Consider the following 24,603-nt stretch of genomic DNA (forward strand, 5'->3'; position numbering starts at 1 on the left):
TCGGCCAGGACGAGCGGCTCACCCCCTACGAGGCGCTGGAGGTCTACACGGCCGGGTCGGCGGCGGCGTCCGGCGACCAGGACGACAAGGGCCGGATCACCGTGGGCCGCCTGGCCGACTTCACCGTACTCGGCCAGGACCCGCTGCACGCCGAGCCGGACGAACTGGCGCAGATCCCGGTCCTGTCCACATGGGTCGGCGGCCGCCAGGTCTGGCACGCCGGATAGTCGAGCGTTCGACGTATGTCCCACGACCACTGCCATCGAACTCCACAGGGTTCGAACTGGAGCACACGTTCCGGTGTAAAAAGCAGACGCTGAGCTGGACCGCACCCAAGTCCGCACCCCTGAAGCCGTTGGCAGGTGGACCTGGATCGTCATTGCCGCGCACCCAACTCTAGATCGCCCAGCCCTTGGCCGAAGATCTGCGCGATCCTTGGAAGCGTCCCGCCGCTCGGGCCGTCTCCTCCCGGCCCGTCGTCCGCCCGAGCACAGCAAAGGCGTGCTCACGTGCACGGCACCAAGGGCGTTCCTAGCGGCCAGCGGTCCGGGCCGTACGTCCGTTTGAGGCCGCCACGCTCACCTCCGGGCCAGGCGACTGCAAGGATGCGGAGCCATGGTCGGCTCCGAGAAGTGCGATCCCCGGACGATCAAGGCACATCAGGCGACCGTGACGCTGCACGCCGATCGCGTGGAAATCAGCAGACGCGGTCTGGGGCGGGTGGCGAGCGACAAACACACCGTTATCCCGCTAGCCGAGATCGTCCAGGTGCAGTGGAAGGATCCGACCGTGTTGGTCAACGGGTGCCTGTTCCTGGCTACCGCCGAGGACGTCAAAACCGTGAAGCCGCTGGGTGCGTCCAAGGAGAAGGCGATCGGCGGGAACCCGCACGTCGTACTGTTCACCAGCTTTCAGCGAAAGCGGTACGCCGAGCTGCGGGCAGCGGTGAAAGCCGCGGTGCCAGACGTGCCGACGGCGCCGGTCGGTTAAGAACCTCCGACAGGGTGTTGCATGGCCTGTGTGCCGTCTCGGCGAGGCGGGCCGGCGAGACGAAGCCGTGCTCGGCGTACCAGACCGCTCGGCGCATGGGATCGACCTCCTGATCACCTTGGATCAGCTCGACGACGAGGCGGAGCGGGACGCGCCAGATGTCGGCGAGGGAGATCGCGTCGCGAAGAGCAGCCTCAGCGAAGCCCTGGCCGCAGAGGATGGGCACTGTGCGGATCAGGTCGAGGGTGACCGGCTCATCCGGGCCGGTCCAGACGAGATGGAGCTCGACATCCGGGCGTGCGGCCTGGAGCCGGGGACGTCCTGGCGGAACCGATCACAGGTCGGCACATGCCCGCTCCGCCCCTAGAGAGTCGCTGGTCACAGACCACCACCTCGATCACAGGACGAGACACGTGGGTCAAGTGTCAATCTGCATTGACACGGGTTCCCGGACTGCCGCGCCGCCATGACTGCTCGACCTTCAGCAGCTCGTCCGCGGACGTGGTGGTCGGGTGTGCCCGCGGACTCACAGACGCCCTGGCGGCCGGATGTCACTGTACGTCACGCCAGTTCGAGCCATTCGACCTAAACAAGTATTGCTCTTCGCCAGCAGGACCCGTTCACGCACTTGGGCGGTCAGACCTGCCCCTGTCAAGCGGCGTCTTCCCAGGTCAACGACGCGCACGCCCCGGACGGCCGCGCTATCGGCGCCCTGGAGTCGGAGGGCTACGTCTGGGCGGTGCGGTGTGCGGGTTCTGGTCCGCGGGACGCTGGCGCGTGCGGGAGCTGGCCGTCCAGGTCGGGGACGGCGATGATCGCTGCCATTGACAGGAAGAAGCCGCCGATCACGATCCGCAGCGCGACGAACCACCAGCTGGGCGGCTTCACGCCGCGGGAGGCGCCCGCCGCGCGGTGTTCCTCGATTCCGGCCAGCACCGACAGGACCTCGGCGCCGCGCCATCCCACCCGCGTGGCGGTCAGGGCGTGCAGTCTGCGCAGGTACACCGCGCGCAGGCGCGGCACGGACGTGCGCGCGCAGGGATGTCGAAGGACGGCATGTCCAGCCGCTGTGTTTGCGGCCATTAGAGTCTCGTTTGGGGCGCTGACGGTCGGGCTGATGAGCCTGGCCAGCATCGTGCTGCCGCGAGCACAGATGGTCGGCGCCGGTGCGGGCCTTGCCGCCGCGGCCGAAGTCGGCGAGTTCGATGTTGCCGTACTGGCGGGTGGAGGCGATGACTGTCCATCCCAGGCCGGGCACTCGTTCGACGTACACGCCGGTGAGCTGGTCCGCGCACACAAGCCGGTCGGACAGGTCGCGCACCCACACGCTGGAGGTCGCCATACCGGCAGTGTGACCCTTGCGCGCCGATAGTGAACAGCCCCCCTTTGATGGCGACGCTCGACAGGACGAACCTTTCGACGGTCGCTCAGGATGCTGCGTTGGAGGTGTTGGCTGAGGCCGAATTCCCTTCGGGGTTGTTCGAGCTGCTGTTCGCGTTGTTGCTCGTCTTATCGCCCGGCAGCGTTGGCCTCATGCAGCCGGCCGCCGCTGTGTCAGCGGCGGCCGGGCTCGGTAACCAGGCATTCGGTGGGGGCTCCGCCGCCACTCTCAGATCTCAGGGCCGCGCTCGGGACCGCCAGGCTCAGCAGCAGGGCTGACCAACAGATCGAGATCGCCGTCTATGCGCCTTCCCAAATACGGGGTGGGTACCCGGCATTCCTCCGCCGAAGCCGCGAGCCCCACCTCTGGTCGGCGCGACGAGCGGGAACACGGAGCCGCTGGCCGCGTCCACACGAAATCGCCTTCATTACATGCCTGGCGGTCTTTGTCCGCCGCACGATGAGCGACCTCGGGGTGCGGTCGACACAATGACGTCCTGTCATCGGCATCTGAGTTTGTGGCCCAGCCGAAGCCGCGCCTCCCCCGCCACGCGTGATTTGACGCCGACCGCGGTCAGCACGGCTTGGACGTCCGCCTCGGGCCGGGGGGCGAGGCCGGCCCAGCGTGGGGGCGTCGTCGTCGCGGCGGGCGACGGGAGCACGGCGGCGCACGAAGGTCTCCAGGACCTCTACAACGTCGTCATGATGCGGACGGGAGTCGGCGGCGACGTGGGCCAGGGCGTAGATGCCGCCGAGCCGGGCGTCGATGTCGTCGGAGCTGAGGCGTTCCAAGGCCTTCGTAAAGCGGTCGGTGACCTGTCCGCGGTGGGAGAGCCGGTAGTTGCGTGCGGTGTACCGCAGGGAGATCGCCACCACGATCGCTCCGCCGGCCGAGACCACCAGCAGCCGCGCGTTGTGCCGATCACGGGGCTCCGACACCCCGATCCAGTCGGGCATCCGCCACATCGCCACCGCGTACACCGCCGCCAGCACGGCCAGGCCGAGCCCGGCCAGCACCACTCCCCCGGCCCGCACGGCCGGCGTGGCGAGTTCGTACTGTGCTCGTCGGCGAAGACGCGTCATGCGATCCACAGCAGTCGGACGCTGCTGCCCTGCAGCCGGTTCGCAAGCCTCACAACCATCGTTTCTCGGACACTGCCCGAAGGCCTCTGTCCGATGTCGATGTCGTTGGCGGGAATGCGCCCGCAGTCGTTGACCTTGATACCGGCCCTCCTCGCCCATTCCCGATTCTCCGCGGACCGGTCCCGGTTGCCGGCCCCGTTGTCGTTAGGCGGACCGCTGGACGAAGTCGAGGGCGGTTTCGGCGACCTCTTGCCAGGCGTGGTCGATGGTGAGGGAGTGGCCCCGGTTGGGCATCTTCACGATCTCTGTGACGGCAGGGTTGCGCTTCTGCCGTTTGTAGGCGGCGTGCGCGATCGCCCAGGGAACCGTGTGGTCCTTTTCGCCGTCGATGATCAGCAGGGGACCGCGGTTGGGGCTCTTCGTGTTCACCTTCGCCTCGGTCCACGGATTGAGATTCGCGTTGCCCATCTGCATGAGAGCGAGCCCAGAGCCGGCGACGTGGAAGTTGTCGTAGAGTTTCCGCGCCTCCCTATCGTCCAGCGCATTCGCCCATCCGTAGGCGAACTGGTCGAACGTGAGAGTGATCGCGCGATCGCGCGTCAGCGGGTTGACCAGGAACGGGCCCGCCACCTTGAGCACGGAGGCCGGCAGCGGCAGAACGCCCCGGAAGATCCCGGGGTCGATGGCCACCGTGGCCGCCGAGAGGCCCTGGCCCGCCAGCATTTCCGCCAGAAGACCCCCGGTCGAGTGCCCAATCAGCACTGGCCGCTTGTCCAGGGCGTTGACGATCTCGGTGGTGTGGTCGGCGATCTGCTTCAAGCTCTTCTTGGCGAGGACGCCCGGGTTCGCCCGGGCCGCTTCCACCGTTTCCGGATCGTCCGGCCAATCCGGTGTCAGCGGTGCGTAGCCTGCCTGCTTGAAGAAGGCCACCCAGTTGGCCCAGCTGCTCGGCAGCAGCCAGAGCCCGTGAATGAGGACGACCGGGGTGTTGTGAGAGGCGTTGGCCGCCTCGATCTCCCGGTACTCCCGCTCAGAAATTGACAGCATGCCGACCCCCCTTCGGTCGGGTGAAAGTCAACTCCACCCCGTTGTTGCCGGTCGAATTGTTCGTCGTTGCTCCTGTGAGTGAATATGGAAGCGCCGCTGGCGACTCCCCGACCGGGCCTCCTCCGCTCGCTGGCCGGCGGAAGGGCCCGGAGCCGGGTGTGCCGGTCAGCTTCGGAGGAAGGCCAGCAGTTCGGCGTTGAGCTGGTCTTGGTGGGTGGCTGTGATGCCGTGCGGAGCGCCGGGGTAGTAGACGTCCTTGGCGCCCTTGATCAGCCGGGCGGATTTGATCGCCGAGTTCTTGACCGGGACGATCTGGTCGTCCTCGCCGTGCAGCACCAAAGTTGGCACATCGAATTTGGTGAGGTCGTCGTGAAAGTCGGTCTCGGAAAAGGCCTTGATGCTCTCGTAGGCGTTGAGGAGACCCGATTGCATGCTCCACAGCCAGAACTGATCCAGCACTCCCTGGGAGATGCCGGCACCGGGCCGGTTGGCGCCATAGAACTGGATGGCCAGATCCTGGTAGAACTGCGAACGGTCGTTGAAGAGGGCTTCGCGCATGTCGTCGAAGACCTCGATCGGGAGGCCTTCGGGGTTGGCTTCGGTCTTCACCATGAGCGGGGGCACCGCCGCGATCAGGACCGCCTTGGTGACCCGGCTCGTGCCGTGCCGGCCGATGTAGCGCGCGACCTCCCCGCCGCCGGTGGAGTGGCCCACCAGGGTGGCATCCTTGAGGTCGAGCGCCTCGATCACCGCGGCGAGATCGTCGGCGTAGCCGTCCATGTCATTTCTTGTGGGGGTCTGGCTGGATCGGCCGTGACCGCGCCGATCATGCGCGACCACCCGATAGCCGTGCTGGACGAGGAACAGCATCTGGCCGTCCCATGCGTCGGAGTTCAACGGCCAGCCGTGAGAGAACGTCACGGCCGGACCCTCGCCCCAATCCTTGTAATAGATCTCCGCACCGTCATGCGTAGTGATCGTGCTCATGGCACCGGCTCCCCGTGGAAGGCGAGGTCGATACGGAACACCGTCGACCCCACCGGTCTCGTCGAGTCCGTAGAACACTCGGTCCCGTCCATGGCCCGCGACTTGCCATGCTGGGCATGGCTCATCCCCTCCCCCCGAAGGATGAGCTCTTAACTTCAGAGCGTGAAAGGCCTGGCAGATAGATGGTGAATTTCGCTTTACCTGATGCGTCCTGTATCAAGACGGCGCGTAACTCCAACCAGACGGCACGATGGGGTCGGATTGCTGCCGCTGCTTCACCAGCGCCGGCTGACTGACCATGCCTCCTTGACCGAAGGATGTGACATATTCGACAGCGAACCGGATGCCACGCTGGAGCCGTTCTCGTCTCCAGACGCGCCGCCGACGCCGAGGGCGTCGGCCGCCCGCCCCCCACCTGAACCCAAGATGTCACCATATAATTACGTGCAGTGACAGTCTCTAGGTCGGGCGCGCTGAACAGTTTGCAGGAGGGGCTGGGTGGTGACCGGGAGGCTTGGGGCATCTCTGTTACCACCGGGGCCCACCAACCTGCCCGGGGTTCGTCCGCACCCACCGCCAACGCTCCGCGGAGAGTTGCATCCTGTGCCTGGGTGCAGGGCTTGCCGTCGGATTTGTGGCCCCCGTCAAGGCAGGCGGGACGAGGAACTGGGATGGCCGAGTCTGAGGTGCCGATCACGTGCACGCTGAGCGAGTTCCTCGGCGGGGCTCGTCGGGATGGTGGCGGCGGGTTCGGTCAATTCGCTCCCCTCGATGGCGGGCGGTAGTCGATGGGTCAGAGGTCGGTGATGCGGATTGCGGGCGCGCGGGGCGATCAGCTGCGCACCGAAGACGTGCCTGGCCCTCGCGGCCCTCGCTGCGGCCTGTCGCAGCTCAGCCTCGCGTTGTTCCCTGTGCAGTGCCTCGCTCATGGCCGCATCGATGGCGCGCTCGTCCACCACGATCAACTCGCTGTCGGGCACGACCGGGGTGGCGATGACCTTGTACCGCCCCGACAGGCCGCGCGCCGCGATCCAGCATTTGATACGGGACTCGTTCTCGTGTGAGCAGCAGATGGTGCGTTCGGCGTCGGTAAGGACCTGCGCCCAGAACTGGATCTCGGTCCTTGAACACAGCCGGGACCGGGCCCTCGCCGTACTAGCCGATTCCGAAACCGTCCCCATTGGTCGTCTCCACCCCGAGACGGGAGTGCAGGCTCTGGTCGATGAGGGAATGGACCGGCCTGAACAGCAGATCCTCGGCAGAATGGGGATCGCCGACGTAGACCATCCATCTGCACATCGCTACCTCGCATCGATTGGACGACGACGCACCTGTGAGCCTGGTCAGGTCGGCCGAAACCCGATGTCATCGCCCTTCGGATCAGGCCCATGTCCTTGCCGGCGCGATCAGGTACACGAAGGCGCCCAGGAACGGCAGCACGATCACGAAGATCGTCCATCCCGCCTTGCCCCAGCCGCTTGTCAACGGCCACTCGTTCGTCCCCGCTTGTGTGGTCCGGGGAGATGCTTGACGCAGTGTTCCTAGGACGTGCTTGACGGCGTCTCGCGTGATGCTTGCCGGTCCCAGGTGATGGTTGACGGTTAGCTTGTTCTTTACCTCAGCCGTCGTTCATGCTGGTCAGCACGTTGAATGGAAGAGGCCGCCGACGAGGTGGGTCTGGGCCAGATTGTTGTAGGACTCGACGGCTGCGGTCGTCTCTTCGATGTGCACCTCGATCCCGTGATCTTCCAAAATCTTCAAGGTCTCGGGCATGGTCTGCAGGCGTAGTTCCATGCCGCGGCTCAGCACGATCACGGTGCAGCCGTTGTCGAGGAGTTCTTGGACGTCGGCGGGTTGGATGCCAGGTTCGTGACGGGTGCCGTGCTCGGACCAGTCCCAGGCGCGGCCGCCCCCCGGATACAGCTTGAAGTCCTTGCCGGATGCCAGGCCCTCGACCTCCATGCGGCCCCACGAGATGTGCGTGATCAGGGGCGACTTGTCCATCGGCGGACTCCTTGTGGCTCGTACCAACCCTGGATCTTCTGGATCGTAGGCCCGGCCGAGGCGTTTCCCAGACATCAGACCGGCCTTGGCGCGATCATTTATGGATCATTCAGCCCGTTCGTGACTCCGTCACCGTGAACCCCCCGCGAACGGCTTTGTGCCGCCGCCACGCCCGTCTCCGGCACCGCGGACTGCAGAAGATCGCCCCCGTCTACCGCTCGGCGCCGACCACCCACTCGGTTCGGCCCGCGAGGAAGCTGCTGAGTGCAGGAATTAACGGTAGGCGGGATGTCGGTAATGCTCGTGTCACCTGGTAAGCGCCGCAGTCGAATATGCCCCCCGGCATCCGCATCAACGCCGTGTGTCCCAGCCTCATAGAGACCCCGACGGTCGCCGACATGTTCGAAGGCCAAGCCGAGGCCATGGCCGACATCATGAAACAGCAGCCCATCGGCTGGCTGGGCACCGGGGCTTGAGCAGCAACCGAACGGCCAGTCACGGTAGCCCACGACGTCGTTACCATGCTCCAGCGCGACGGCCCACCCCACCGCCCTCGGCGAGGCCATCCCCTCCTACGGCCGGATCTTCAAGACCCTGCACATCCTTCAGTTTATCGACGTCGACGAGACATACCGGCGCGACATCAAGGACATCCGCAACCTCCAGGAGAACCGCCACTCCCTGGCCCGCAAGATCTGCCACAGCAGGAAAGGCGAGCTCTATGACCGGTACGAACGCGGCCTTGAGAACCGGTTCGGCGCGCTCGGCCTGGTCCTCAACTGCGCCACTCTCTGGACGACCGTCTACCTGGACGCCGTCGTCCGCCAGCTCAAAGCCCAGGGCTACCCGGTCCGGGAGCAGGACATGGCCCGGCTCTCGCCGTTCGTCCACTCCCACCTCGGCGTTTATCTGGACAAGTTGCAGACTAGTTATGCGGCTGGATCAGCGAGGTCTGCGGCCTGGCCGCGGCAGGTGATGCCAAGACACCGGCCGCAGTCGTTCGTCGATCAAAGGGCTCGTTCGTCGGGGTCGGCGGATTGGGTGCTCTCGCCGAGATCAGTGAGCAGCTCGCAAATGCGGCCGGATATGGCTGTGTGGCGTTCGGCCTCGCGGGGCCAGCCGCGTTCAACGGCGTCCTGGACGAGCTGCTGTTCGCGAACCAGCCGGGCCCGTAGCCGTGGGGCGTACTCGTTGGTGGTGAAGAATTTCGAGCAGCGCAGATAAAGGTCGCACTCGCACGGCCCCTCAGCGGGGTGCGCAGGCAGTGGCCGAGTTCAAGCTCGGTCTTGAAGTAGTTGGTCTTCAGCCAGTCGAGGGTGTCTTGATCCAGTTGGTTGGCCAGCAGGGCTTCGGCGGCGGGGCCGGCGACCCGGCCTCCGGCCGCGATCACCTTCTCGTACTGCTCCCGCAGCACCGGGTCGCTGATGTGGGAGTACGTCGCCGACATCGTCGCACTCCGGTGGCCGAGGATCGCCATGATGGTCTGGATCTGCGCGCCGCCTTCGGCGAGTTGCGTGCCGACGGTGTGCCGGAATCTGTGCGCGGACACGGTCGGCCGTCCTTGGGTGTCGAGGAGCCCGGCGGCGTGGCAGGCGATCTCCAACGGCTCGTCGAACAGGTATCCCTTGCCCATGGGCTGCCCGCGGTGCATGAACACCCATCGGACCGCCTGCTGGGCCCAGGTGTCGAAGCGGGCCGCTGGGGCGGCCGCCTTGGCGAGCTCGATCAGTTCCTGCAGCGCCTCGGCGGCCTGGGGGTGCAGCGGGATCATGCGTTCGGTGTAGGTCTTGCCGACTGGGATCCGCAGCCGTGGGTAGCCGTCAGGGTAGGTATCCAGGCAGTCGATGGTGAGACGGCGGACTTCGCCCTTGCGGGCGCCGCTCCAGCGCATCAGCAGCGACGCGGTGCGCTGGTAGGGGTTCTCCAGGCCTTCGATGGCCTTCATCAGCCGGTCCAGCTCGTCACGCGGGATGAACCGCGGCAGCCGGGCCGGCAGCTTCGGCAGGTCGGAACGGCCGAGCAGCGGGCGGGAGGGCACGTCGACACCCTCGCCGTGATGGCCTCGATGCCTGGCTTGAGGCCAAGCTGCTGACCAGAGAAGAAGACAGGTTCGTGCGTGTGGCCGATCTCGACGGAAGCGCGATCGGCTTCGTTGACGCGGTGTTGGCACGGCCGCATGAAGAGGCCGAACGTCAGTTGCTCCGCGAGCTTGCGCTTCCTCGGGTGTTGGTCAATGCGCTCGCCGTGCAGCGTGGCCACTGGCGGTCCGGCGCGGGTGCGGGGCTGATGACGGCGGTGGAGCAGTGGGCCCGTGCACGTGGGGCACATCTGATCACCTTGGACACCTACGCCACCAGCCCGGTATCGGTGCCGTTCTATGAGCGCCGGATGGGATATCACCGGCAGAGCATCGTCTTTGCCAAGCGACTTCGCTGAGCTTGACCTTTGACCCCTGAGCCTGATCGTTGGGCGATGCGTGCCTAGCAGGTCTGGGCCAAGGGCATCAAACCGGTCATCGCCCGCCGTGGCAGCCCGCAGGTTCAGGGTTGGGTGTCCCGCTACGTCGTCGAGCACACGACCGGCCTGCTGCACTGGTTCGGCCGCTTGCGCATCCGCTGGGAGATCCGTGGCGACATCTACCAAGCGTGCATGGCCCTGACCGCAGCCATCATCTGCTGGCGACGCCTCATCCGCTGATTCTGTTAGGACCTTCTAAGGGGGACGGGGTTGCAGGGCTCCGCCGGGCCGCGCACCTGATAGGAGTTCGTTGCCACTGCCGTCGAGCCGTTGCCGCGGTGCACCGAGAGCGTCCACAGCAAAGTGTTCCCCGGCTTGATGCGGTCAGGGTGCACAAAGAAGACCGCGCGCTTTTTCCTGTCAGGGCGGAGCCACCCGTCATCCACCGCGCTCGTGCGGCTGTTGGTTCCCCGGTCGGCGTCGCCACGCGGGAAGACTGAACATCGCATGCCGAAAGGGAGGAGATCGATGTCCGCATTGATTCCCAGCGCGGCGAGCTTGCGTTCCACCCCGTTCAGCCGGTGCTGGACGGCCTCGGGTGGGCCGGTGAGGTCATCCATCGTCACCTTTATCCGGCCGTCCGGCAAGCGCTCGGCCGCGTACGCCTGGTCACTACCCGATTCGCCGGCGCCGATCGCGCTCAGGGGCACCGTCACGACCGCTGCGATTCCGACGGTTGCCGCGCCCAGCACGTACCGCCGCCGCCACGCCCCGGGGAGGCGTTCCCGCGTCCGTGTCTTCTCCTCGAGCCGGGCTCGGGCCTCGACGACCGCCTCACGCGACGGACCGGGACGGGCGTCGTGGTGCTTCCGCAGCATCTGCATCTCGTCCATCACTCCACGTCTCCTTCGAGTGCCTTGCGCAGCTTGCGCCGCGCCCGATTGAGCCGGGAACCGACCGTCCCGGCGCGGATACCGAGGGCTTGCGCGACCTCCTCGTAGCTCAGATCGCCATACGCGACCAGCAGCAAGACGTCGCGGTCTCCCGCGCCCAAGCCCGCCAGCACCGCCGCCAGCCGGGGCTGCATCCGCTGGGCGCTGACCATCTCGGCCACCCGGTCGGCGTGGTCGGTCTCGGCGGTCGCGCGTCCGGTCACCCGGTAGGCGCGCGTCTCGGAACGGCGATGCCGCCGAATGAGGTTGGTGGCGATGCCGTACAACCATGCGCGCGCCTGCGGCCGTCCGGCGTCGTACTTGTGCCGCAGTGTGAAGGCGGTCAGGAACGTCTCGGCGGCCACGTCATCGGCCGAAGCATCGCCGAGACGGGACGCGACGTAGCGGTGGATCTCCACAAAGTACCGGTCGAAGATCTCCGAGAACCGCTCAGGAACATCACGGGACGCCACGATCACCTCGGCGTCGCTGGGCTCCGCGGGCACCCTAGCTGGCGCCGCGGACGTAGGAGCAGTGGCGGTCATGCATCGGCACCTTCCGTATCCCTACGCTGACACCTGTTATTGCCCGCCTGCTCGATCCGTCTTCACGGGAGCGGTCGAAATCCGGAAGGGGACGGAGGCAGGCTGGACGCCGTTCCGGGCGACCAACAAGATCCGGCACAACACCTTGCGGTCATCCAGCCGCCTACGCCGGGGTGGCGCTTACGGCGCTCGAGCCTCGGCAGCAGCGGCTCAACCCGCAGCTTGGAACGGTTGCTGAGCGTAGTCGATCTTCTCGGTCTAGCCGAGTGCGCCGTGCATGCCCCATGTGGCGTGGTTGATCGTGCCGTCGTGGCTGAAGGTGACCGCACGCACCTCGTTCAGGCCACTTTGCTATGCCGGTGAGAACCGGCACCGTTGTCGGTGAGTTCGGGCACCGGTTGGTGATCGACCGGCCGAAAATGTCGATGAGTTTGGGCACCACTTCGGCTCCGGTGAGTTCGGTGGGAGTGCCAGCGGTCCGCTGCCACCGCTGCTGGAGCACTGTCATCGGACCTCGGCTTATCCGTTGGTCCTTGCCGGTGGAGTTGAGGCAGGCTCTCTGTGTGAACCGCTACCACTACGTCGGCCCTGCCGAAATTCGCGAACGAGTTCGAACCAGCGGCCCCGGACGCGCGATCGCTTGCTATGGCGACCTCGCCGCCTGGCTAGAAGGTCAGACCCAGGACGATCGAGAGAACCCGTTCACCTTTGTCGTCGATGTGACCATGACACTGGTGCTCGCGCCGCAGCGAAGTGAACACGTTGCTTGCGCGGGCGGCGGCCCGGTCCTGAGCGCCGGTGAGGTGACGTTCGCTCGCGAGCGAGGCCAGTGGCTGGTCTTTGAGATCAGTAATCAGTCCACCGGTTACTGTCCCGACGTCACCTCGTGGGCAGCGGTCGAGGTCGCCCTCGATCGCATTGGCATCGATCATCCCCGCGCCTTTACTCACCCGATAGAGTTCCGCCGCTGTCCGCGATGCCGACAGCGCAACATCGTCAAGGATGATCACTTCGTCTGCGCTGTTTGCCAAGCGCCGCTGCCCAGCACCTGGAACGTGGACGAACCAGACGACGAGGCCACCGGGTTCGTTCACGATGCCCCAAGTTCGATGGCGACAAGGAACCGCCAGCCTTGATACTCGATCTGAGACACCGCAGGTCAGCACCCGCTCTGGGGGTCTTGTCTTCATCGACGCAGGACACCGGCTGCGGGTCAGCCGGCGACGCGTGCGGCCTGAGCGCGGGCCTGGGCGAGCCGGTAGGAGTCGGTGCCGGTTTCGATGATGGTCCCGTGGTAGGTGAGCCGGTCGACGATGGCGGAGCAGAGGCGGGGGTCGGTGAAGGTCTTCCAGACATAGGAACAGCCTTCTCGTGATCATGTACTCCGGCGTAGAAGACGTGATCGAGACGAAGACCGTGGGGGGTCGATTCCGCTGGAGGCGCGTGCTGATGTCGATGGGCTGGGGGTGTTGTCCGGTTTCCGGATGGAGTTCTATGGGTGCCTGACAGCGCGGCGGGACGTGTTGTTCGAGCCGGCCGACGCGGTGTTGGCACCGACGGGCCGGTGAGGACGCTGGTCGATCTCACGCTCGCGCCCGAGCATCGGCGGGGTCATGGCGCACTGTATGACGCGATCAACTGCGGCCGACTCGATGTTGCCCGGCTGCGCTGGAGACGATCAGCGCGGCGCTGGAAGAGCTGGCCCGCGATGCCCCGCACCTTCTTGACGATCTGATCGACGAGGACTGGGCAAAGCAGTACGGTCGTCCGGTCCGCCTGGTCAGCCAGCCCTCCCGTCCGGCCACCGGCTCAAGCAGGCCAGCGGCGCAGACACAGGTTGCAACTCTCCACGCACCGCCCACCATGTCAAACCGCAGCTCAGCGACCGCGTGACGAGTATTGAAGCGGCACACGCTTGGGCGGACGTCGGTCCACACCGCTTCAACACGCTCAACACCCGGACGACCCGGGAGATCTACGAGGCGGAAGCCCGCGCCCATCTCCACGCAGCAGCCATCGCTGCCGAGGGCTTTGATCAGTTGACCCGGCGGGCACGCCCGGCCCAGTAGGGCTCCCGCAGCTTGTATTTCTGCAGCTTGCCGGTGGCGGTGCGGGCCAGTTCGGTACGGAACTCCACTGAGGTCGGCGCCTTGTAGCGGGCGAGTCGTTGCTTGCACCAGTCGATCAGCTCGGCCTCGGTGACCTGCTCGGTCGCCGGCACCACCAGGGCTTTGATGGTCTCGCCCCATTTTTCATCGGGCACTCCGATCACCGCGACCTCGGTCACGGCGGGATGATCGAACAGTGCGTCCTCCACCTCGACCGAAGAAACGTTCTCACCCCCGGTGATGATCACGTCCTTCTCGCGGTCGCTGATCGTCAGGTAGCCGTCCTGCCCCAGGCTGCCGCCGTCACCCGTGTGGAACCAACCGCCCTTCAACGCGTGCGAGGTCTCCTCGGGCTGCTGCCAGTACCCTTCCATCACCGTGTTCGACCGCGCCAGCACCTCGCCTGAGGCCGACGTCCGCAGTGTCACGCCGAGCACGGGTCCCCCGGCCCGCGCGAGTTTCTCCGCTCGTTGCCGCAGGTCGAGCCCATCCCACTCGGCGCGCGCCCGGTTGACCGTCAGCAGTGGTGAGGTCTCGGTCAGCCCGTAGATCTGGATGAACTCCCACCCCAGCACAGTCTCGACGCGGGCGATGGTATGGGTGGGCGGTGGCGCCCCCGCGACGATGACGCGCAGCCGGTCGCGACCGGGTATCTCGCCGTCCCAGTCCTCGGCGGCGGCCAGTACGGCGTTGACCACGGCCGGGGCCGCGCACATCACCGTGACTCCGTGTTCGGCCACCCGCCGGAGGATCTCCGCGCCGTCGACCTTGCGGAGCATGACGTGACGGGCGCCCATGCCGGTCATCCCGAAGACCATTCCCCACCCGTTGACATGGAACATCGGCAGGGTGTGCAGGTAGACATCGCGGTCGGTCACCCCGGTGTGGAGCGCGAAGGTGGTCGCATTCACCCAGATGTTGCGGTGGGTGAGCTGAACGCCCTTCGGGCGGGCGGTGGTGCCGCTGGTGTAGTTGATCGTGGCGGTGGCGTTCTCGTCCGGCTGCCACGGCTCTGGCTCGAAGCCGAACCGGTACAGCTCGGCGTCGGCGGTCTCACCGAGGGTGAACCGATGCCGGCAGGACACCGGCGCTAGCGTGTCCGCCAGTTCCGGATCCATGAGGAGCACCTCAGCACCCGAGTCCTCCACGATGTAGGACGCCTCGTGGGCCGACAAGCGGAAATTGATCGGCACCAACACGCGGCCGTAGCCACTGACCCCGAAGAACGATGTCAGCAGCCGGGCGCTGTTGTGCGACACGATGGCCACTCGTTTCCCGTGCCCGACCCCGAGGGCGTCCAGTCCGGCCGCTTGCGCCGCCGCGAGTTCCGCCACGCGCCGGTAGGTCAGCCGCTGCCACGCCTGCGCCGACCGGCCGGGCTCGTCGACAATGCCGATGCGATCTGGATAGACGGTCACGGCGCGGTCGAGAAAGTCACGAATCCCGAACGGGACGAGCATGCGGTCCTCCTGCTACCCGGATGATGACGGCGTTCCTGCCGACCCAGACCCCGCACGGCATCGCAGGCGCGGACCGCGAGGGCGTCCGCGTCCGCCGCGCCGCGTTGATGTGCTTCATGCCGGGCCCTTGGCCAGCTCTCAGCTTTCCCGCGCTCCCTCGTCCTCTCGTCCAGAGAACGGAAGAATGGTGATCTCGCTGCAGCACACTCCAGGGGGCTGCTCCAGCGCGAACCGCACCGCGCGCGCGACGTCGGCGGGATCGAGCAAGCCCGGATAGCCGTCGTAATAGGCGGCGGCCCTGGCCTCGTCGCCGTGCCAGCGCGCGGCGGCGAAGCCCGTCCGGGTCATGCCCGGAAGCACCTCCGTCACGCGCACCCCGATCTCGGCGCACTCCTCACGCAGCGCCTCGGTGAAACCGCGCACCGCGAACTTGCTGGCGCTGTAGGCGGCGAGCCCCGCCGCGGGCCGGACGCCGTTCACCGACCCGATGTTGACCACGTCCGCCGGACTCGCCTTGGCCAGCGACGGCAGCATCGCGTGGGTGAGCCGGAGCAGGCCGACGGTGTTGGTTTCCAGCACCGAGACGGCGTCGTCGATGTCCGATCGGTGGAAGGGGGTCCGGCCGCCGATATCGTGCCCGGCGCAGTTGACGAGCGCGTGCAGGTCCATCGCGCCGTTCCGGACGGTTCGGGCGAGGCGGGCGACGGACTCCGCGTCGGTGACGTCCACGGCGACGGGGACGCAGGCGGGGCCGAGCCGCTCAGCAAGGGCGGCCAGCGCATCCAGCCGGCGGGCTGCGATCGTGACGTGCCAGCCGGAGCGCAGCAGGGTCTGCGCGACGGCCGCTCCGATGCCGCTCGACGCGCCCACCACCAGAGCGTGCCTGCTCACCGGGCACCCCGCTGGGGGCACGCCGACCGGCCCGGCTCCTCGGGAAGCCCGGCGGGCCGGTCGAGGAGCGGGGGGTGCACCGGCCAGGGCCGGGCTTCCTCGAACCGCGCCGCCGCCGCTATCACCCGGTCGTCACGATGCCGATCGGCGACGATCTGCAGGCCCACGGGCAGCCCCGCATGGTCGAGGCCGCAGGGGACACTGGCCGCCGGATGCCCGGTGAGGTTGAACGGGTAGGTGAACGGCAACCGGTCGAACAGCGGGGTCTCCGGCTCCACGTCGGCCGGCCACGCGGTGGCCGGCATGGTGGGGGTGAGCAGCAGGTCGTAGGTGTCGAACAGTTGCCGTACGCGGTCGTAGAGCTCGGCCCGGCGGGCGAGGAGCCGCCGGTACTCCATCGCGCTGCGCCCGTGCCCGTCGCGCACGTACGCCAGAAGGCTCGGCTCGATCCAGTCGGGACGTTCCTCGGCACTCTCCGCGAAGCGGGCGACGAAGTGGATCGCCCAGGTGGGATGAATGATCTCTCGGGCGAGACGCCCCCATCCGATTCGCACCTCCTCCACGGAGGCTCCGAGTCGCTCGAACAGCAGGGCGGCCCGCGCGCTGACCTCGCCGACGGTGGCGTCCACCGTCGCGTGGCCGAGGTCGGGACTCCAGGCCACGCGCAGGCCACGCACAGATCCACGGCACGCCTCGATGAAGTCGGGCGGTTCCCGGTCGATCGACAGCGGATCCCGCCGGTCGGGGCCCGCGAGAACGTTGAGCATGAGAGCGGCGTCGGTCACGGTCGTGGTGAGCGTGCCGGCGGTGGCCAGCCCGGCGTACCAGTCACTGCTCGGCCACTTGGGGATCAGCCCGTTGGACGGCTTGACCCCGACCGCCCCGCAGAAGGAGGCGGGGATGCGGACCGAGCCCCCGCCGTCCCCGCCCTGTGCCAGCGAGCCGAGCCCCGCGGCGACCGCGGCGGCGGCGCCACCCGAGGACCCGCCCGGGGTACGGGTCGGATCCCAGGGATTCCTGGTGGGCGGGCCCAGCAGGTTGTCGGTCATGTCCTTGTAGCCGGCATGCGGCGTGTTCGTCTTGCCCAGCAGGGGCGAACCGGTGGCGCCCAGCCGCGCGACGACCAGCGAGTCGTGGCCGGGAACGTGGTCCTTGGCCCACATCGAGCCGCCGGTCGTGCGAATTCCGGCGGTGGGTTCCAGGTCCTTGATCGAGTGCGGGACGCCGTCAAGCGGGCCGAGGCGCTCCCCTCGCAGGGCACGGGCCTCCGCCGCCTTGGCGTCCCGGCGAGCCCGTTCCGGGGTGACCGTGATGAACGCGTTGAGGTGCGGGTTCAGCTCGTCGATGCGCTCAAGGAGTGCCTCGGTGAGTTCGACCGGGGAGAGTTCTCTCGCCTCGATGAGCGTTCCGGACTCGTGCGCGGACAACCGCCACAATTCGCTGCTCACCGGTCACCTGCCGCGAAGGACGCGAGCACGTCGCGAAATCCCCGGAGCGTGGTCGAGATGTCGTCGTGGGTGTGCGCGGCCGACAGGTACCAGTTGCCGCGGGCACTGGCCCAGATGCCGCGGTCCACCAGCCCCGCCACAAGCCGGCGGTAGCCCGACATGTCGGGCGGTGCCGCCTCCTCCCAGGGCTCGCCGGGGTCCCGGTCGACCAACGCGATGTAGAACGCCGCCGGGAAGCCGCGCACGCGAAGCCGGACCCCGACCTTGTCGGCGATCTCGGCGAATCCCGACATGAGGCGCGAGCCGACCGCTTCGATGTGCCGGTGGACCTGGCCGTCGGCGATGGCGTCCACGGTGGCCACGACGGCGGCCATGCTCGCGGTCGAGCCGTTGTAGGTCCCGCGGTGGTTGACCGTTCCGTCCTCGACCATGCTGAGAGCCGCGCGGTGCCCGGCCACCGCCGCCACGGGCCAGCCCGCGGCGATGCCCTTGGCGTACATGGCGAGATCTGGAGTGACGCCGAACACCTCGGCCGCTCCGCCAGGTGCCAGGCGGGCGCCGGTCACGATCTCGTCGAAGATCAGCTGCGCGCCGCACGCCTCGGTGAGGCGTCGGCACGCCCGCAAGTAGCCGGGCGCGGGAAGGGTACCTCCATGGTTGAACATCACCGGCTCCATGATCACGGCGGCTATCCGCGTGCCACGGCGCTCCAGCAGCGTTCTCAGAGCGTGCTCGTCGTTCCACGGCAGCATGTGGGTCCACGGATCCACTCCGGCCGGCCACCGTGCCGCCGTCTGATCGGCGCCGGGCGCGGGCGCGTCGTCCACCAGCCAGCCGTGGTAGTGACCTTCGAATCGGACGATCTCCTGACGGCCGGTGTACGCCCGCGCCACGCGGAGGGCCAGCTCGGCGGCTTCGCTGCCGGTGGTGGTGAACCGGAGCATGCCGGGCCATCCCAGCAGTGACCGAAGCTTCTCCGCGGCCAGCACCTCCAGCGGGTGCTGGGATCCGAGGCACATGCCCGACTCGGCGGCCGCGTTGGCGGCCTTGAGCACGGCCTGCGGCGCGTGGCCGAGCAGGTTGGGTCCCCGGCCGAGGACGTAGTCGATGTACCGCCGGCCCGTCACGTCCTGCACATGTGCCCCGCTGCCCCTTTCGAAGAACATCTCGGCGTGACCGAGCCGGGCGTTGGAATGCACCCCGCCCGGGGCGACGTCCAGGGCTCGCGGACGCAGATCGGTGGTCATGCCGTGGCCGTCATCGGCGCGGTCGTCGGTCATCGAGTCGCCTCCCATTGCGGCGCGTCTCAGTAGGCGGTCATGGCTCGCCGGTCCTTCGGCTTGAGCACCGGGGACTCGGTCTTGGAGGAGATGACTTCGAGCACGACGGGACTGCCCGTGTGATCGGCGGCGGCCTTCGTCACGGCCTCCGCGAACTCGTCCGGCGTCGCGCAGCGGCGCCCGAGAGCGCCCATCGCGACGGCGGCCGCCGCGAAGTCCACGTCGGTGAAGTCCTGGGAGATCGGTTCGGTGTCCGGGTATCGCTGTTCGGCGGAGTGCCGGGTCCAGGCGAGCACCGAGTTGTTCAGGACCGTCGCCACGACCGGTAGTCGCAGCCGGGCGAGGGTCTCGAGCTCTGACTGGGAGTAGGCCCATCCGCCGTCCCCGGCGACGCAGTACACTCGCCCGTCCGTGCCTGTGTCCTTGAGCGCCAGCGCGCTGCCGATCGCCGCCGGCAGGCCCCAGCCGAGGCCGGCCAGTCCGCGCGGGGCGACAAAGGTCCGGCCCGACCGGCGGGTACGCCAGTGCGCGGCGCCCCAACCGGAGGAAAGGCTGGCATCGGTGACCAGCACGTCGTCCTGGCCCATGACCGCGCCGAGAGCCCGCATCACCGCCTGGGGCTTTACCGCGCCGTGCCCGTCCACACCGCCGTCCAGGGCGCCGCGCCACCACTCCTCGACCAGCCGCCGGATACGTTCCAGGTCCCAGTCGCTGCGACCCCGCTCCGGAAGGGCGTCCGCGAGGGCCTTCGCGCCGAGTCTGGCGTCGCATTCCAGGCCAAGGCTCTGCGGGAAGTTCCGCCCGATCTCCGTCGCGTCCAGGTCGAGGTGCACGATCGGCGTTCCCGGCGGCGGCAGCGTCCAGTTCAGAGTGGCGCCTTGGGCGGCCTTCGTGCCGATGAACACAACGCAGTCGGCCTCAGCCAGCAGATCGTTGACCAGCGGTAGCCCGAAGGACCCTGCCGGCCCGACGGCCAGCGGATGGTGTTCGGAGAGCACGCCCTTGCCGTTCAGTGTCGTCGCGACGGGCGCCTCCAGGTTCTCGGCCAGCCGCTGGACCTGGTCTCCGGCTCCGGCGCTCAGCGCCCCGCCGCCGGCGAGCAGCAGCGGCTTCCGGCTACGCCGCAGGAGTTCGACGGCACGTTCCACGGAGGACGGATCCGGGCTCGTCCGTGACTGCGGGTAGGTGACGCTCAGCCGGGCATGGGGCGCGAGCCCAGGGGCCGGTGCCGGGAAGTCCGCTGAGAAGACGTCGTCAGGTATCTCCAGGATGACGGGCCCCGGCCGCCCGGCGGTGGCGATCCGCAGCGCGGCGGCCAGAACGCCGTCCAGATTCTCGGGGAGCTCGACCCGGCCGTAGTACTTCACGCACGGTTCGAGGAACGAGCGCTGCTCGAAGCCTTGCGAGGCGGAGCCGAACCGGCGCCGGGTCTCCCAGTGCCGGGGGATATCGGCGATGATCGCCAGCATCGGGATGGAACTGGTGTACGCCTCCAACAGTCCGGATATCAGGTTGCTCACGCCTGGCCCGACAGTCGCGTCGCAGACGCCGACCCTGCCGGACATCCGTGCGTACGCATCCGCCGCGAAGGCGGCGCTGCGCTCGTCTCTCATCAGGGTGTGCGTGATCGCCCCACGCTGCCGGGCGATCCCGTGGTAGAGCGGCGTCGTCTGGCCCCCTGGGACGCCGAACACACGCCGGACACCGGCGGCGACGAGAAGTTCGGAGAGGCGCTCACCAACATGCAAGGCATACTCCCAGGCCAGTCGTTCACATCATGGACGCCATATTCTCAATCCGGACAGTAGAGTCTCGGTAGGGTGAGCGTCAACCCATCGTGAACACGTCGACCACGACGTGGTCATCGGGCCGGAGCGCAGCATGTGGAACGAAAGGTGCGACGATGTCCATGGATCCGGCGAAGATCGGCACGATCAAGGTTCTCGACAAGGCCGCCGCGATCTTGCAGGTCCTTCGCGAGCACGAGCGGGTGACCCTGGCGGAACTGGTTTCAGCCGTCGGCGAGAGCCGGACGACGGTCGTGCGGATATGCGAAACCCTCGTCCGCCACGGGCTGCTGGAACGCGAGGACTCCACGCGCGTCAGCTACCGCCTTGGCCTGGCCCTGCTTGAGCTGGGCGCACTCACCAGGCAGCGGCTCAGCATCCGCGGCGTCGCCTATCCGATCCTGGCCGAGCTGTCGAAGAAGACGGGCGACTCGACCAACCTCGTGGTGGAGCGGGACGACGCGGCCGTCTGTCTCATCCGGATCGTCGGCTCTTACCCCGTCGTCAGCCAGGCCCTCTACGAAGGCGGCCGTCTCCCTTACCACCAGGGCGGATCGAGCCTCGCCCTGCTCGCCTTCGGCGGCGAGGAACTGCAGGAGGCCACGCTCGCGCGGCGGGCGGCCGACGAGCAACGTTCGCTCGCGGAGAGGCTCGAACAGATCCGCAAGCTCGGCTACTGCGTCAGCCGTGGCGAGTTCCTGCCGGAGACCGGCGCGGTCGGGGTTCCGGTCTTCGACGCTCTCGGTGCCACGGCGGTCGCCGGTATCAGCGTCAGCGGCGTGGTCGGCCGGCTCAGCGACTCCCGCCTACCGGAGTTGACGACCGCGGTCATGGCGGCGGGTGAGAGCATCAGCCGCGGGCTGGCCTACACCGGGCCTTATCCACGGCACCGAGCCTGACGACACGGACGGCCTGCCTTCCGAGGTTCACCACCGCAGGCGTCCCCTCCGGCGCCCATCCACACGCTCTGTCTCGCCGCTGATACACGTGTGCGTGCAGGCGTCCGCATGCGGGCGTCCCGTCGCAGGCCACGGCGTTCTCCCGGTCGCCAGGCCATTGACAACCGTTCATGTCAACGCTCATAGTGTCCGCACACTATGTGGTTACGGTCACCACGATGTGAACAGAAGTGGATGGCCGGGGAACCCCGGCCGTGAACCACGGGAGGCGTGATGATGAGACGCAGCCGGATCACCGCAATGCTCTGCGCGGTGCTCGCCTCTGCTGCCTGCGGCCTGGTGGGCGCCGGGTCCTCTGGCTCCGACGGCGAGGACTACCCCACCAAGGAAGTGCGCCTCCTGGTGCCGTTCGCGGCCGGCGGCCCCACGGACCTGCTGGACAGGACCATCGCGAAGGCACTGGAGCCGCGACTCGGGAAGCCGGTCGTCGTCGAGAACAAGCCCGGCGCGGGGGGCGGCAACGCCTACAACGAGATGCTGCGCGGCAAGGCGGACGGCTACACGCTCTGCGACCTGAGCCTGCCGTTCGCAGTCATCAGCTCGACCATGCAGGACGTCGGATACAAGATGGACAAGTTCCAGCCCATCGGCGTCACCTACCGCGGACCGGGCGTCATCGTCGTACCGGCCGGCTCTGAGTACCGGAGCGCGAAGGATCTCTTCGACGCCGCGCGCGCCAAGCCCGGCGACGTCGAGATCGCGACAGCGGGTGCGACCGTGTCCGCGCATATCGAGTTCGAGCGCATGCGACGCGACTACAAGGTACCGATCAAACCGGTGCCATTCGAAGGGGTGGCACCGGCCCTGACCGCGCTCCTCGGCAAGAACGTCGACGCCGCGGCCATCGACGCCAACAAGGAGAACCTGCGGCGGATCGCATCGGGAGAGCTGCGCGCGCTGGCGATCACCTCCCCCGAGCGCGCTCCCTTCCTGCCCAGCGTCCCCTCGCTCAAGGAACTGGGGTTCACCGACCTGACGCTCAGCGTCAGCTTCGCCGGCCTCGCCGGCCCCAAGGGCATGCCGGACCCGGTGCTGCGCAAGCTCGAGACGGCGCTGCGGGCGGCCCTCCAAGACCCCAAGGTGATCGCCGCGATCGGGGAGAACTACATTCCCAAGCCGTTCCTCGGACCCGAACCGTACGCGCAGAAGATCACTGAACTCCAGCAAACCTACGGCCGAGTGCTCAATCGCTGATCGGGAGTCCGGCATGGAGCAGCTTCTGAAGGTCGTTGGCCGGCGGGCCGCCGCCCTGTTCTCGCTCAGTGTGGGATGCGTGGGCATGGCGGGCTCGCTGGCCCTGGAGACCGGATCGTTGAGCGATCCGGGGGCGGGCATGTGGCCGCTGATCGTCAACTGCCTGACCGTCATCGGGTCGCTGGCGCTCCTGCTGCACCGCGACTTCCAAGACCACGAACCGTTCACCGGCGGATTCCGGGCGGTGGCCGCGGCCGTCGTGGGCATGATCGGTTACGCGGTGCTCTTTCCGTACACGGGATTCACGCTGCCGGCGTTCCTGCTGCTGGTGTTCTGGATCCGGGTGCTCGGCGGGGAGACCTGGCGTCTCACGGTCATCGTGTCCGCAGCCGCCCCCACCGCCTTCTTCTGCCTGTTCTCACTGGTACTGAACGTCCCGCTGCCCCGGGACATCATCTGGGGAATCTGAGGAAGGCTACACATGGGTCTTCTCGACGGCCTGGCCGTTGCACTCCAGCCCACGAACCTGGTGCTCGTCTTCTTCGGCGTGTTCGTCGGCATGGTCATCGGGGTGCTGCCCGGACTGGGACCGACGGCGACGATGTCCCTCCTGCTCCCGCTGACCTTCTCCATGGGTCCCGAGTCGGCGATCATCATGCTGGCCGGCATCTACTACGGCTCCATGTACGGCGGAACCATCACGTCCGTGCTGCTGCGGCTGCCCGGGGAGGCCGCGTCGATCGTCACCACGTTCGACGGTTACCAGATGGCGCGGCAGGGCAGGGCGGGCCCGGCGCTCGGCATCGCGGCGGTGGGCTCCTTCCTCGGCGGCACGGTCTCGGTGATCGGCCTCACGCTGCTGTCCGGCCTGCTCGCCAAGGTCGCCCTGGCCGTGGGGCCGCCCGAGTTCGCGGCGCTCACAGTTCTCGGTATGGCAATGGTCGCGTTCCTGGGGACCAAGTCGTTCACCAAGAGCCTCGTCATGGTCGGGATCGGCCTGCTGATCGCCGCCGTGGGCCAGGATCCCATCACCGGGCAGGCGCGCCTGACCTTCGGCTTCGGTGAACTGCTGGACGGCGTGGACTTGGTCGCCGTGGCCATGGGCCTGTTCGGCATCGGCGAGATGCTGCACAACCTGGAGCACCAGACCACGACGCCGACCTCGCTGCCCTCGGTGTCCCGCGTCTGGCCGACGAGGCGCGACTGGCGGCAGGCCCGCGGATCGGTAGTGCGCGGCGGCGTGATCGGATTCCTCATCGGCACCGTCCCAGGCGGCGGAGGTGTGGTCTCCTCTCTCGTCTCCTACGCGGTCGAGAAGCGCCGGGCGAAACAGCCCGAGAGGTTCGGCAAGGGGGCCATCGAGGGCGTGGCCGGGCCGGAGACCGCCAACAACGCCTCCTCAACCGCGGCGTTCATCCCGCTGCTCACCCTCGGCCTCCCCTCCAACGTCGTGATGGCGGTGATCTTCGGTGCGCTGCTGATCCACGACATCACTCCCGGCCCACAGCTCATCAGCGAGCACCCGCAGGTCTTCTGGGGCGTGATCGCCTCGATGTACGTCGGCAACCTCATGCTGCTGGTGCTCAACGTGCCGCTGGTCGGAATGTTCATCCGGCTGCTCAGCCTGCGGTTCACGCTGCTGGCGCCGCTGACCGTCACGGTGATCATGCTCGGCGTCTACACGATCAACAGCAGCACCTTCGACGTGTGGGTGGCGCTGGTCTGCGGGATCATCGGCTACCTGATGCGCAAGACCGGCTTCGACCCCGGACCACTGGTGCTCGCGCTGGCACTCGGCGCCATCCTGGAACGCTCCTTCCGCCAATCGTTGCTCATCTCGAACGGCAGCCTCGCCATCTTCGTCACCCGTCCGGGCTCGGCCGTCATCCTCGTTTTCGCCACCCTGCTCCTGTTCAGCCCGCTGATCGGCAACCTCTGGCGGCGTTCCAGGAAGCAGAGCGATCCGCCGGCGCTGACCGGCCTCCCAGAGGCCATCCCCCGTGCCCGCGAGAAGGCGGCCGGCTCGTCCGGCTCCGGCGTCGACGATTGAG

General features: G+C 67.7%; 27 protein-coding genes and 3 pseudogenes. 14 read left to right on the forward strand and 16 right to left on the reverse strand.

The window, feature by feature from the left end; translation table 11 throughout:
• The 3 genes from ETD83_RS02460 to ETD83_RS02470 all read left to right on the forward strand — a co-directional run.
• A partial coding sequence (locus ETD83_RS02460; protein WP_138643394.1) for an amidohydrolase family protein occupies nucleotides 1-227 on the forward strand: 227 nt, incomplete at its 5' end.
• A 388-nt stretch (nucleotides 228-615) separates the two neighbouring features.
• Nucleotides 616-990, forward strand: coding sequence for a DUF4429 domain-containing protein (locus tag ETD83_RS02465; protein WP_138643395.1), 375 nt, complete (start codon nucleotides 616-618; stop codon nucleotides 988-990).
• Between the two features lie 67 nt (nucleotides 991-1,057).
• On the forward strand, nucleotides 1,058-1,357 hold the full coding sequence (locus ETD83_RS02470; RefSeq protein WP_138643396.1) for a hypothetical protein: 300 nt from the start codon (nucleotides 1,058-1,060) through the stop codon (nucleotides 1,355-1,357).
• A gap of 359 nt (nucleotides 1,358-1,716) precedes the next feature.
• On the opposite strand, the gene ETD83_RS02475 is transcribed toward ETD83_RS02470, so the two are convergent.
• Nucleotides 1,717-1,995, reverse strand: a complete 279-nt coding sequence (locus ETD83_RS02475) for a hypothetical protein (RefSeq protein ID WP_138643397.1) — start codon at nucleotides 1,993-1,995, stop codon at nucleotides 1,717-1,719.
• Nucleotides 1,996-2,107: 112 nt separating this feature from the next.
• On the opposite strand from ETD83_RS02475, the gene ETD83_RS02480 reads away from it, so the two are divergent.
• Entirely contained in the window at nucleotides 2,108-2,362 is a 255-nt protein-coding gene (locus ETD83_RS02480) for a hypothetical protein (RefSeq protein WP_138643398.1), read from the forward strand.
• Between the two features lie 17 nt (nucleotides 2,363-2,379).
• Nucleotides 2,380-2,649 (forward strand): hypothetical protein, encoded by a 270-nt coding sequence (locus ETD83_RS02485; protein ID WP_138643399.1) that lies wholly within the window; start codon nucleotides 2,380-2,382, stop codon nucleotides 2,647-2,649.
• Between the two features lie 800 nt (nucleotides 2,650-3,449).
• Here the strand turns inward: ETD83_RS02485 and ETD83_RS46270 are convergent.
• The 6 genes and pseudogenes from ETD83_RS46270 to ETD83_RS02520 all read right to left on the reverse strand — a co-directional run.
• Nucleotides 3,450-3,629: pseudogene (locus ETD83_RS46270) on the reverse strand (Lsr2 family DNA-binding protein); the annotation flags it as partial.
• Nucleotides 3,630-3,657: 28 nt separating this feature from the next.
• On the reverse strand, nucleotides 3,658-4,500 hold the full coding sequence (locus ETD83_RS02495; RefSeq protein WP_138643400.1) for an alpha/beta hydrolase: 843 nt from the start codon (nucleotides 4,498-4,500) through the stop codon (nucleotides 3,658-3,660).
• Between the two features lie 165 nt (nucleotides 4,501-4,665).
• Entirely contained in the window at nucleotides 4,666-5,487 is an 822-nt protein-coding gene (locus tag ETD83_RS02500) for an alpha/beta fold hydrolase (protein ID WP_171063982.1), read from the reverse strand.
• A gap of 644 nt (nucleotides 5,488-6,131) precedes the next feature.
• The gene (locus ETD83_RS02505; RefSeq protein WP_138643402.1) at nucleotides 6,132-6,668 is read right to left on the reverse strand and encodes a hypothetical protein; all 537 of its coding nucleotides are present in this window, start codon (nucleotides 6,666-6,668) and stop codon (nucleotides 6,132-6,134) included.
• A 199-nt stretch (nucleotides 6,669-6,867) separates the two neighbouring features.
• Nucleotides 6,868-6,972: a PLDc N-terminal domain-containing protein gene (locus tag ETD83_RS43475; protein ID WP_205717450.1), complete on the reverse strand. Its 105-nt coding sequence runs from the start codon at nucleotides 6,970-6,972 to the stop codon at nucleotides 6,868-6,870.
• A 153-nt stretch (nucleotides 6,973-7,125) separates the two neighbouring features.
• Complete coding sequence (locus ETD83_RS02520) at nucleotides 7,126-7,491, reverse strand: Mth938-like domain-containing protein (RefSeq protein WP_138643404.1); 366 nt, start codon at nucleotides 7,489-7,491, stop codon at nucleotides 7,126-7,128.
• 332 nt (nucleotides 7,492-7,823) lie between these two features.
• Between ETD83_RS02520 and ETD83_RS02525 the strand changes: the two genes are divergently transcribed.
• Together ETD83_RS02525 and ETD83_RS45825 are read left to right on the forward strand one after the other, a co-directional pair.
• The gene (locus ETD83_RS02525; RefSeq protein WP_138643405.1) at nucleotides 7,824-7,967 is read left to right on the forward strand and encodes an SDR family oxidoreductase; all 144 of its coding nucleotides are present in this window, start codon (nucleotides 7,824-7,826) and stop codon (nucleotides 7,965-7,967) included.
• 106 nt (nucleotides 7,968-8,073) lie between these two features.
• A pseudogene (locus ETD83_RS45825) lies at nucleotides 8,074-8,334 on the forward strand (Tn3 family transposase); the annotation flags it as partial.
• 82 nt (nucleotides 8,335-8,416) lie between these two features.
• Here the strand turns inward: ETD83_RS45825 and ETD83_RS02535 are convergent.
• Entirely contained in the window at nucleotides 8,417-9,529 is a 1,113-nt protein-coding gene (locus tag ETD83_RS02535; RefSeq protein WP_205717452.1) for a tyrosine-type recombinase/integrase, read from the reverse strand.
• 50 nt (nucleotides 9,530-9,579) lie between these two features.
• Between ETD83_RS02535 and ETD83_RS02540 the strand changes: the two genes are divergently transcribed.
• Together ETD83_RS02540 and ETD83_RS42220 are read left to right on the forward strand one after the other, a co-directional pair.
• Nucleotides 9,580-9,927, forward strand: coding sequence for a GNAT family N-acetyltransferase (locus ETD83_RS02540; protein WP_268920402.1), 348 nt, complete (start codon nucleotides 9,580-9,582; stop codon nucleotides 9,925-9,927).
• Between the two features lie 114 nt (nucleotides 9,928-10,041).
• Nucleotides 10,042-10,188: a hypothetical protein gene (locus ETD83_RS42220; RefSeq protein ID WP_171063984.1), complete on the forward strand. Its 147-nt coding sequence runs from the start codon at nucleotides 10,042-10,044 to the stop codon at nucleotides 10,186-10,188.
• 5 nt (nucleotides 10,189-10,193) lie between these two features.
• Here the strand turns inward: ETD83_RS42220 and ETD83_RS02545 are convergent, their stop codons facing one another.
• Nucleotides 10,194-10,841 (reverse strand): hypothetical protein, encoded by a 648-nt coding sequence (locus tag ETD83_RS02545; RefSeq protein WP_138643407.1) that lies wholly within the window; start codon nucleotides 10,839-10,841, stop codon nucleotides 10,194-10,196.
• Nucleotides 10,841-11,425: an RNA polymerase sigma factor gene (locus tag ETD83_RS02550; protein ID WP_138643408.1), complete on the reverse strand. Its 585-nt coding sequence runs from the start codon at nucleotides 11,423-11,425 to the stop codon at nucleotides 10,841-10,843. Before ETD83_RS02550 ends, ETD83_RS02545 begins: the two co-directional genes overlap by 1 nt.
• A 563-nt stretch (nucleotides 11,426-11,988) precedes the next feature.
• Here ETD83_RS02550 and ETD83_RS02555 point away from each other — a divergent pair.
• On the forward strand, nucleotides 11,989-12,561 hold the full coding sequence (locus tag ETD83_RS02555) for a hypothetical protein (protein WP_205717453.1): 573 nt from the start codon (nucleotides 11,989-11,991) through the stop codon (nucleotides 12,559-12,561).
• A 77-nt stretch (nucleotides 12,562-12,638) separates the two neighbouring features.
• On the opposite strand, the pseudogene ETD83_RS44175 reads toward ETD83_RS02555, so the two are convergent.
• From ETD83_RS44175 to ETD83_RS02590, 6 genes and pseudogenes are all read right to left on the reverse strand, one after another.
• Nucleotides 12,639-12,761: pseudogene (locus ETD83_RS44175) on the reverse strand (ATP-binding protein); the annotation flags it as partial.
• Between the two features lie 699 nt (nucleotides 12,762-13,460).
• Nucleotides 13,461-14,993, reverse strand: coding sequence for an AMP-binding protein (locus tag ETD83_RS02570; RefSeq protein ID WP_138643409.1), 1,533 nt, complete (start codon nucleotides 14,991-14,993; stop codon nucleotides 13,461-13,463).
• A 138-nt stretch (nucleotides 14,994-15,131) separates the two neighbouring features.
• The gene (locus ETD83_RS02575; protein ID WP_171063985.1) at nucleotides 15,132-15,884 is read right to left on the reverse strand and encodes an SDR family oxidoreductase; all 753 of its coding nucleotides are present in this window, start codon (nucleotides 15,882-15,884) and stop codon (nucleotides 15,132-15,134) included.
• On the reverse strand, nucleotides 15,881-17,332 hold the full coding sequence (locus tag ETD83_RS02580) for an amidase (RefSeq protein ID WP_138643411.1): 1,452 nt from the start codon (nucleotides 17,330-17,332) through the stop codon (nucleotides 15,881-15,883). Before ETD83_RS02580 ends, ETD83_RS02575 begins: the two co-directional genes overlap by 4 nt.
• Nucleotides 17,329-18,612, reverse strand: a complete 1,284-nt coding sequence (locus ETD83_RS02585; protein WP_171063986.1) for an aspartate aminotransferase family protein — start codon at nucleotides 18,610-18,612, stop codon at nucleotides 17,329-17,331. The genes ETD83_RS02580 and ETD83_RS02585 overlap by 4 nt, the downstream gene beginning before the upstream one ends.
• A gap of 26 nt (nucleotides 18,613-18,638) precedes the next feature.
• Nucleotides 18,639-20,360 (reverse strand): thiamine pyrophosphate-binding protein, encoded by a 1,722-nt coding sequence (locus tag ETD83_RS02590; protein ID WP_138643413.1) that lies wholly within the window; start codon nucleotides 20,358-20,360, stop codon nucleotides 18,639-18,641.
• Between the two features lie 155 nt (nucleotides 20,361-20,515).
• Between ETD83_RS02590 and ETD83_RS02595 the strand changes: the two genes are divergently transcribed.
• The 4 genes from ETD83_RS02595 (at nucleotide 20,516) to ETD83_RS02610 (ending at nucleotide 24,602) form a co-directional block, all read left to right on the forward strand.
• Nucleotides 20,516-21,298, forward strand: a complete 783-nt coding sequence (locus ETD83_RS02595) for an IclR family transcriptional regulator (RefSeq protein ID WP_138643414.1) — start codon at nucleotides 20,516-20,518, stop codon at nucleotides 21,296-21,298.
• A gap of 273 nt (nucleotides 21,299-21,571) precedes the next feature.
• Complete coding sequence (locus tag ETD83_RS02600; protein ID WP_138643415.1) at nucleotides 21,572-22,552, forward strand: tripartite tricarboxylate transporter substrate binding protein; 981 nt, start codon at nucleotides 21,572-21,574, stop codon at nucleotides 22,550-22,552.
• A gap of 13 nt (nucleotides 22,553-22,565) precedes the next feature.
• Nucleotides 22,566-23,021 carry a tripartite tricarboxylate transporter TctB family protein gene (locus ETD83_RS02605; protein ID WP_138643416.1) on the forward strand — a complete coding sequence of 152 codons (456 nt, stop codon included), beginning with the start codon at nucleotides 22,566-22,568 and terminating at the stop codon, nucleotides 23,019-23,021.
• Nucleotides 23,022-23,033: 12 nt separating this feature from the next.
• Nucleotides 23,034-24,602 carry a tripartite tricarboxylate transporter permease gene (locus tag ETD83_RS02610; protein WP_138643417.1) on the forward strand — a complete coding sequence of 523 codons (1,569 nt, stop codon included), beginning with the start codon at nucleotides 23,034-23,036 and terminating at the stop codon, nucleotides 24,600-24,602.
• The last annotated feature ends 1 nt before the right edge of the window (nucleotide 24,603 follow it).

The organism is Actinomadura soli, from assembly GCF_005889715.1.
Taxonomy (GTDB): Bacteria; Actinomycetota; Actinomycetes; order Streptosporangiales; family Streptosporangiaceae; genus Spirillospora; species Spirillospora soli.

Excerpts from the sequence above, each read along its gene's own strand:
- ETD83_RS02465 (WP_138643395.1), top strand. The coding sequence starts at position 616 with ATGGTCGGCTCCGAGAAGTGCGATCCCCGGACGATCAAGGCACATCAG.
- ETD83_RS02480 (WP_138643398.1), top strand. The coding sequence starts at position 2,108 with ATGAGCCTGGCCAGCATCGTGCTGCCGCGAGCACAGATGGTCGGCGCC.
- ETD83_RS02485 (WP_138643399.1), top strand. The coding sequence starts at position 2,380 with ATGGCGACGCTCGACAGGACGAACCTTTCGACGGTCGCTCAGGATGCT.
- ETD83_RS02495 (WP_138643400.1), bottom strand. The coding sequence starts at position 4,500 with ATGCTGTCAATTTCTGAGCGGGAGTACCGGGAGATCGAGGCGGCCAAC.
- ETD83_RS02500 (WP_171063982.1), bottom strand. The coding sequence starts at position 5,487 with ATGAGCACGATCACTACGCATGACGGTGCGGAGATCTATTACAAGGAT.
- ETD83_RS02505 (WP_138643402.1), bottom strand. The coding sequence starts at position 6,668 with ATGGGGACGGTTTCGGAATCGGCTAGTACGGCGAGGGCCCGGTCCCGG.
- ETD83_RS02520 (WP_138643404.1), bottom strand. The coding sequence starts at position 7,491 with ATGGACAAGTCGCCCCTGATCACGCACATCTCGTGGGGCCGCATGGAG.
- ETD83_RS02525 (WP_138643405.1), top strand. The coding sequence starts at position 7,824 with ATGCCCCCCGGCATCCGCATCAACGCCGTGTGTCCCAGCCTCATAGAG.
- ETD83_RS02545 (WP_138643407.1), bottom strand. The coding sequence starts at position 10,841 with ATGGACGAGATGCAGATGCTGCGGAAGCACCACGACGCCCGTCCCGGT.
- ETD83_RS02550 (WP_138643408.1), bottom strand. The coding sequence starts at position 11,425 with ATGACCGCCACTGCTCCTACGTCCGCGGCGCCAGCTAGGGTGCCCGCG.
- ETD83_RS02570 (WP_138643409.1), bottom strand. The coding sequence starts at position 14,993 with ATGCTCGTCCCGTTCGGGATTCGTGACTTTCTCGACCGCGCCGTGACC.
- ETD83_RS02585 (WP_171063986.1), bottom strand. The coding sequence starts at position 18,612 with ATGACCGACGACCGCGCCGATGACGGCCACGGCATGACCACCGATCTG.
- ETD83_RS02595 (WP_138643414.1), top strand. The coding sequence starts at position 20,516 with ATGTCCATGGATCCGGCGAAGATCGGCACGATCAAGGTTCTCGACAAG.
- ETD83_RS02600 (WP_138643415.1), top strand. The coding sequence starts at position 21,572 with ATGATGAGACGCAGCCGGATCACCGCAATGCTCTGCGCGGTGCTCGCC.
- ETD83_RS02605 (WP_138643416.1), top strand. The coding sequence starts at position 22,566 with ATGGAGCAGCTTCTGAAGGTCGTTGGCCGGCGGGCCGCCGCCCTGTTC.
- ETD83_RS02610 (WP_138643417.1), top strand. The coding sequence starts at position 23,034 with ATGGGTCTTCTCGACGGCCTGGCCGTTGCACTCCAGCCCACGAACCTG.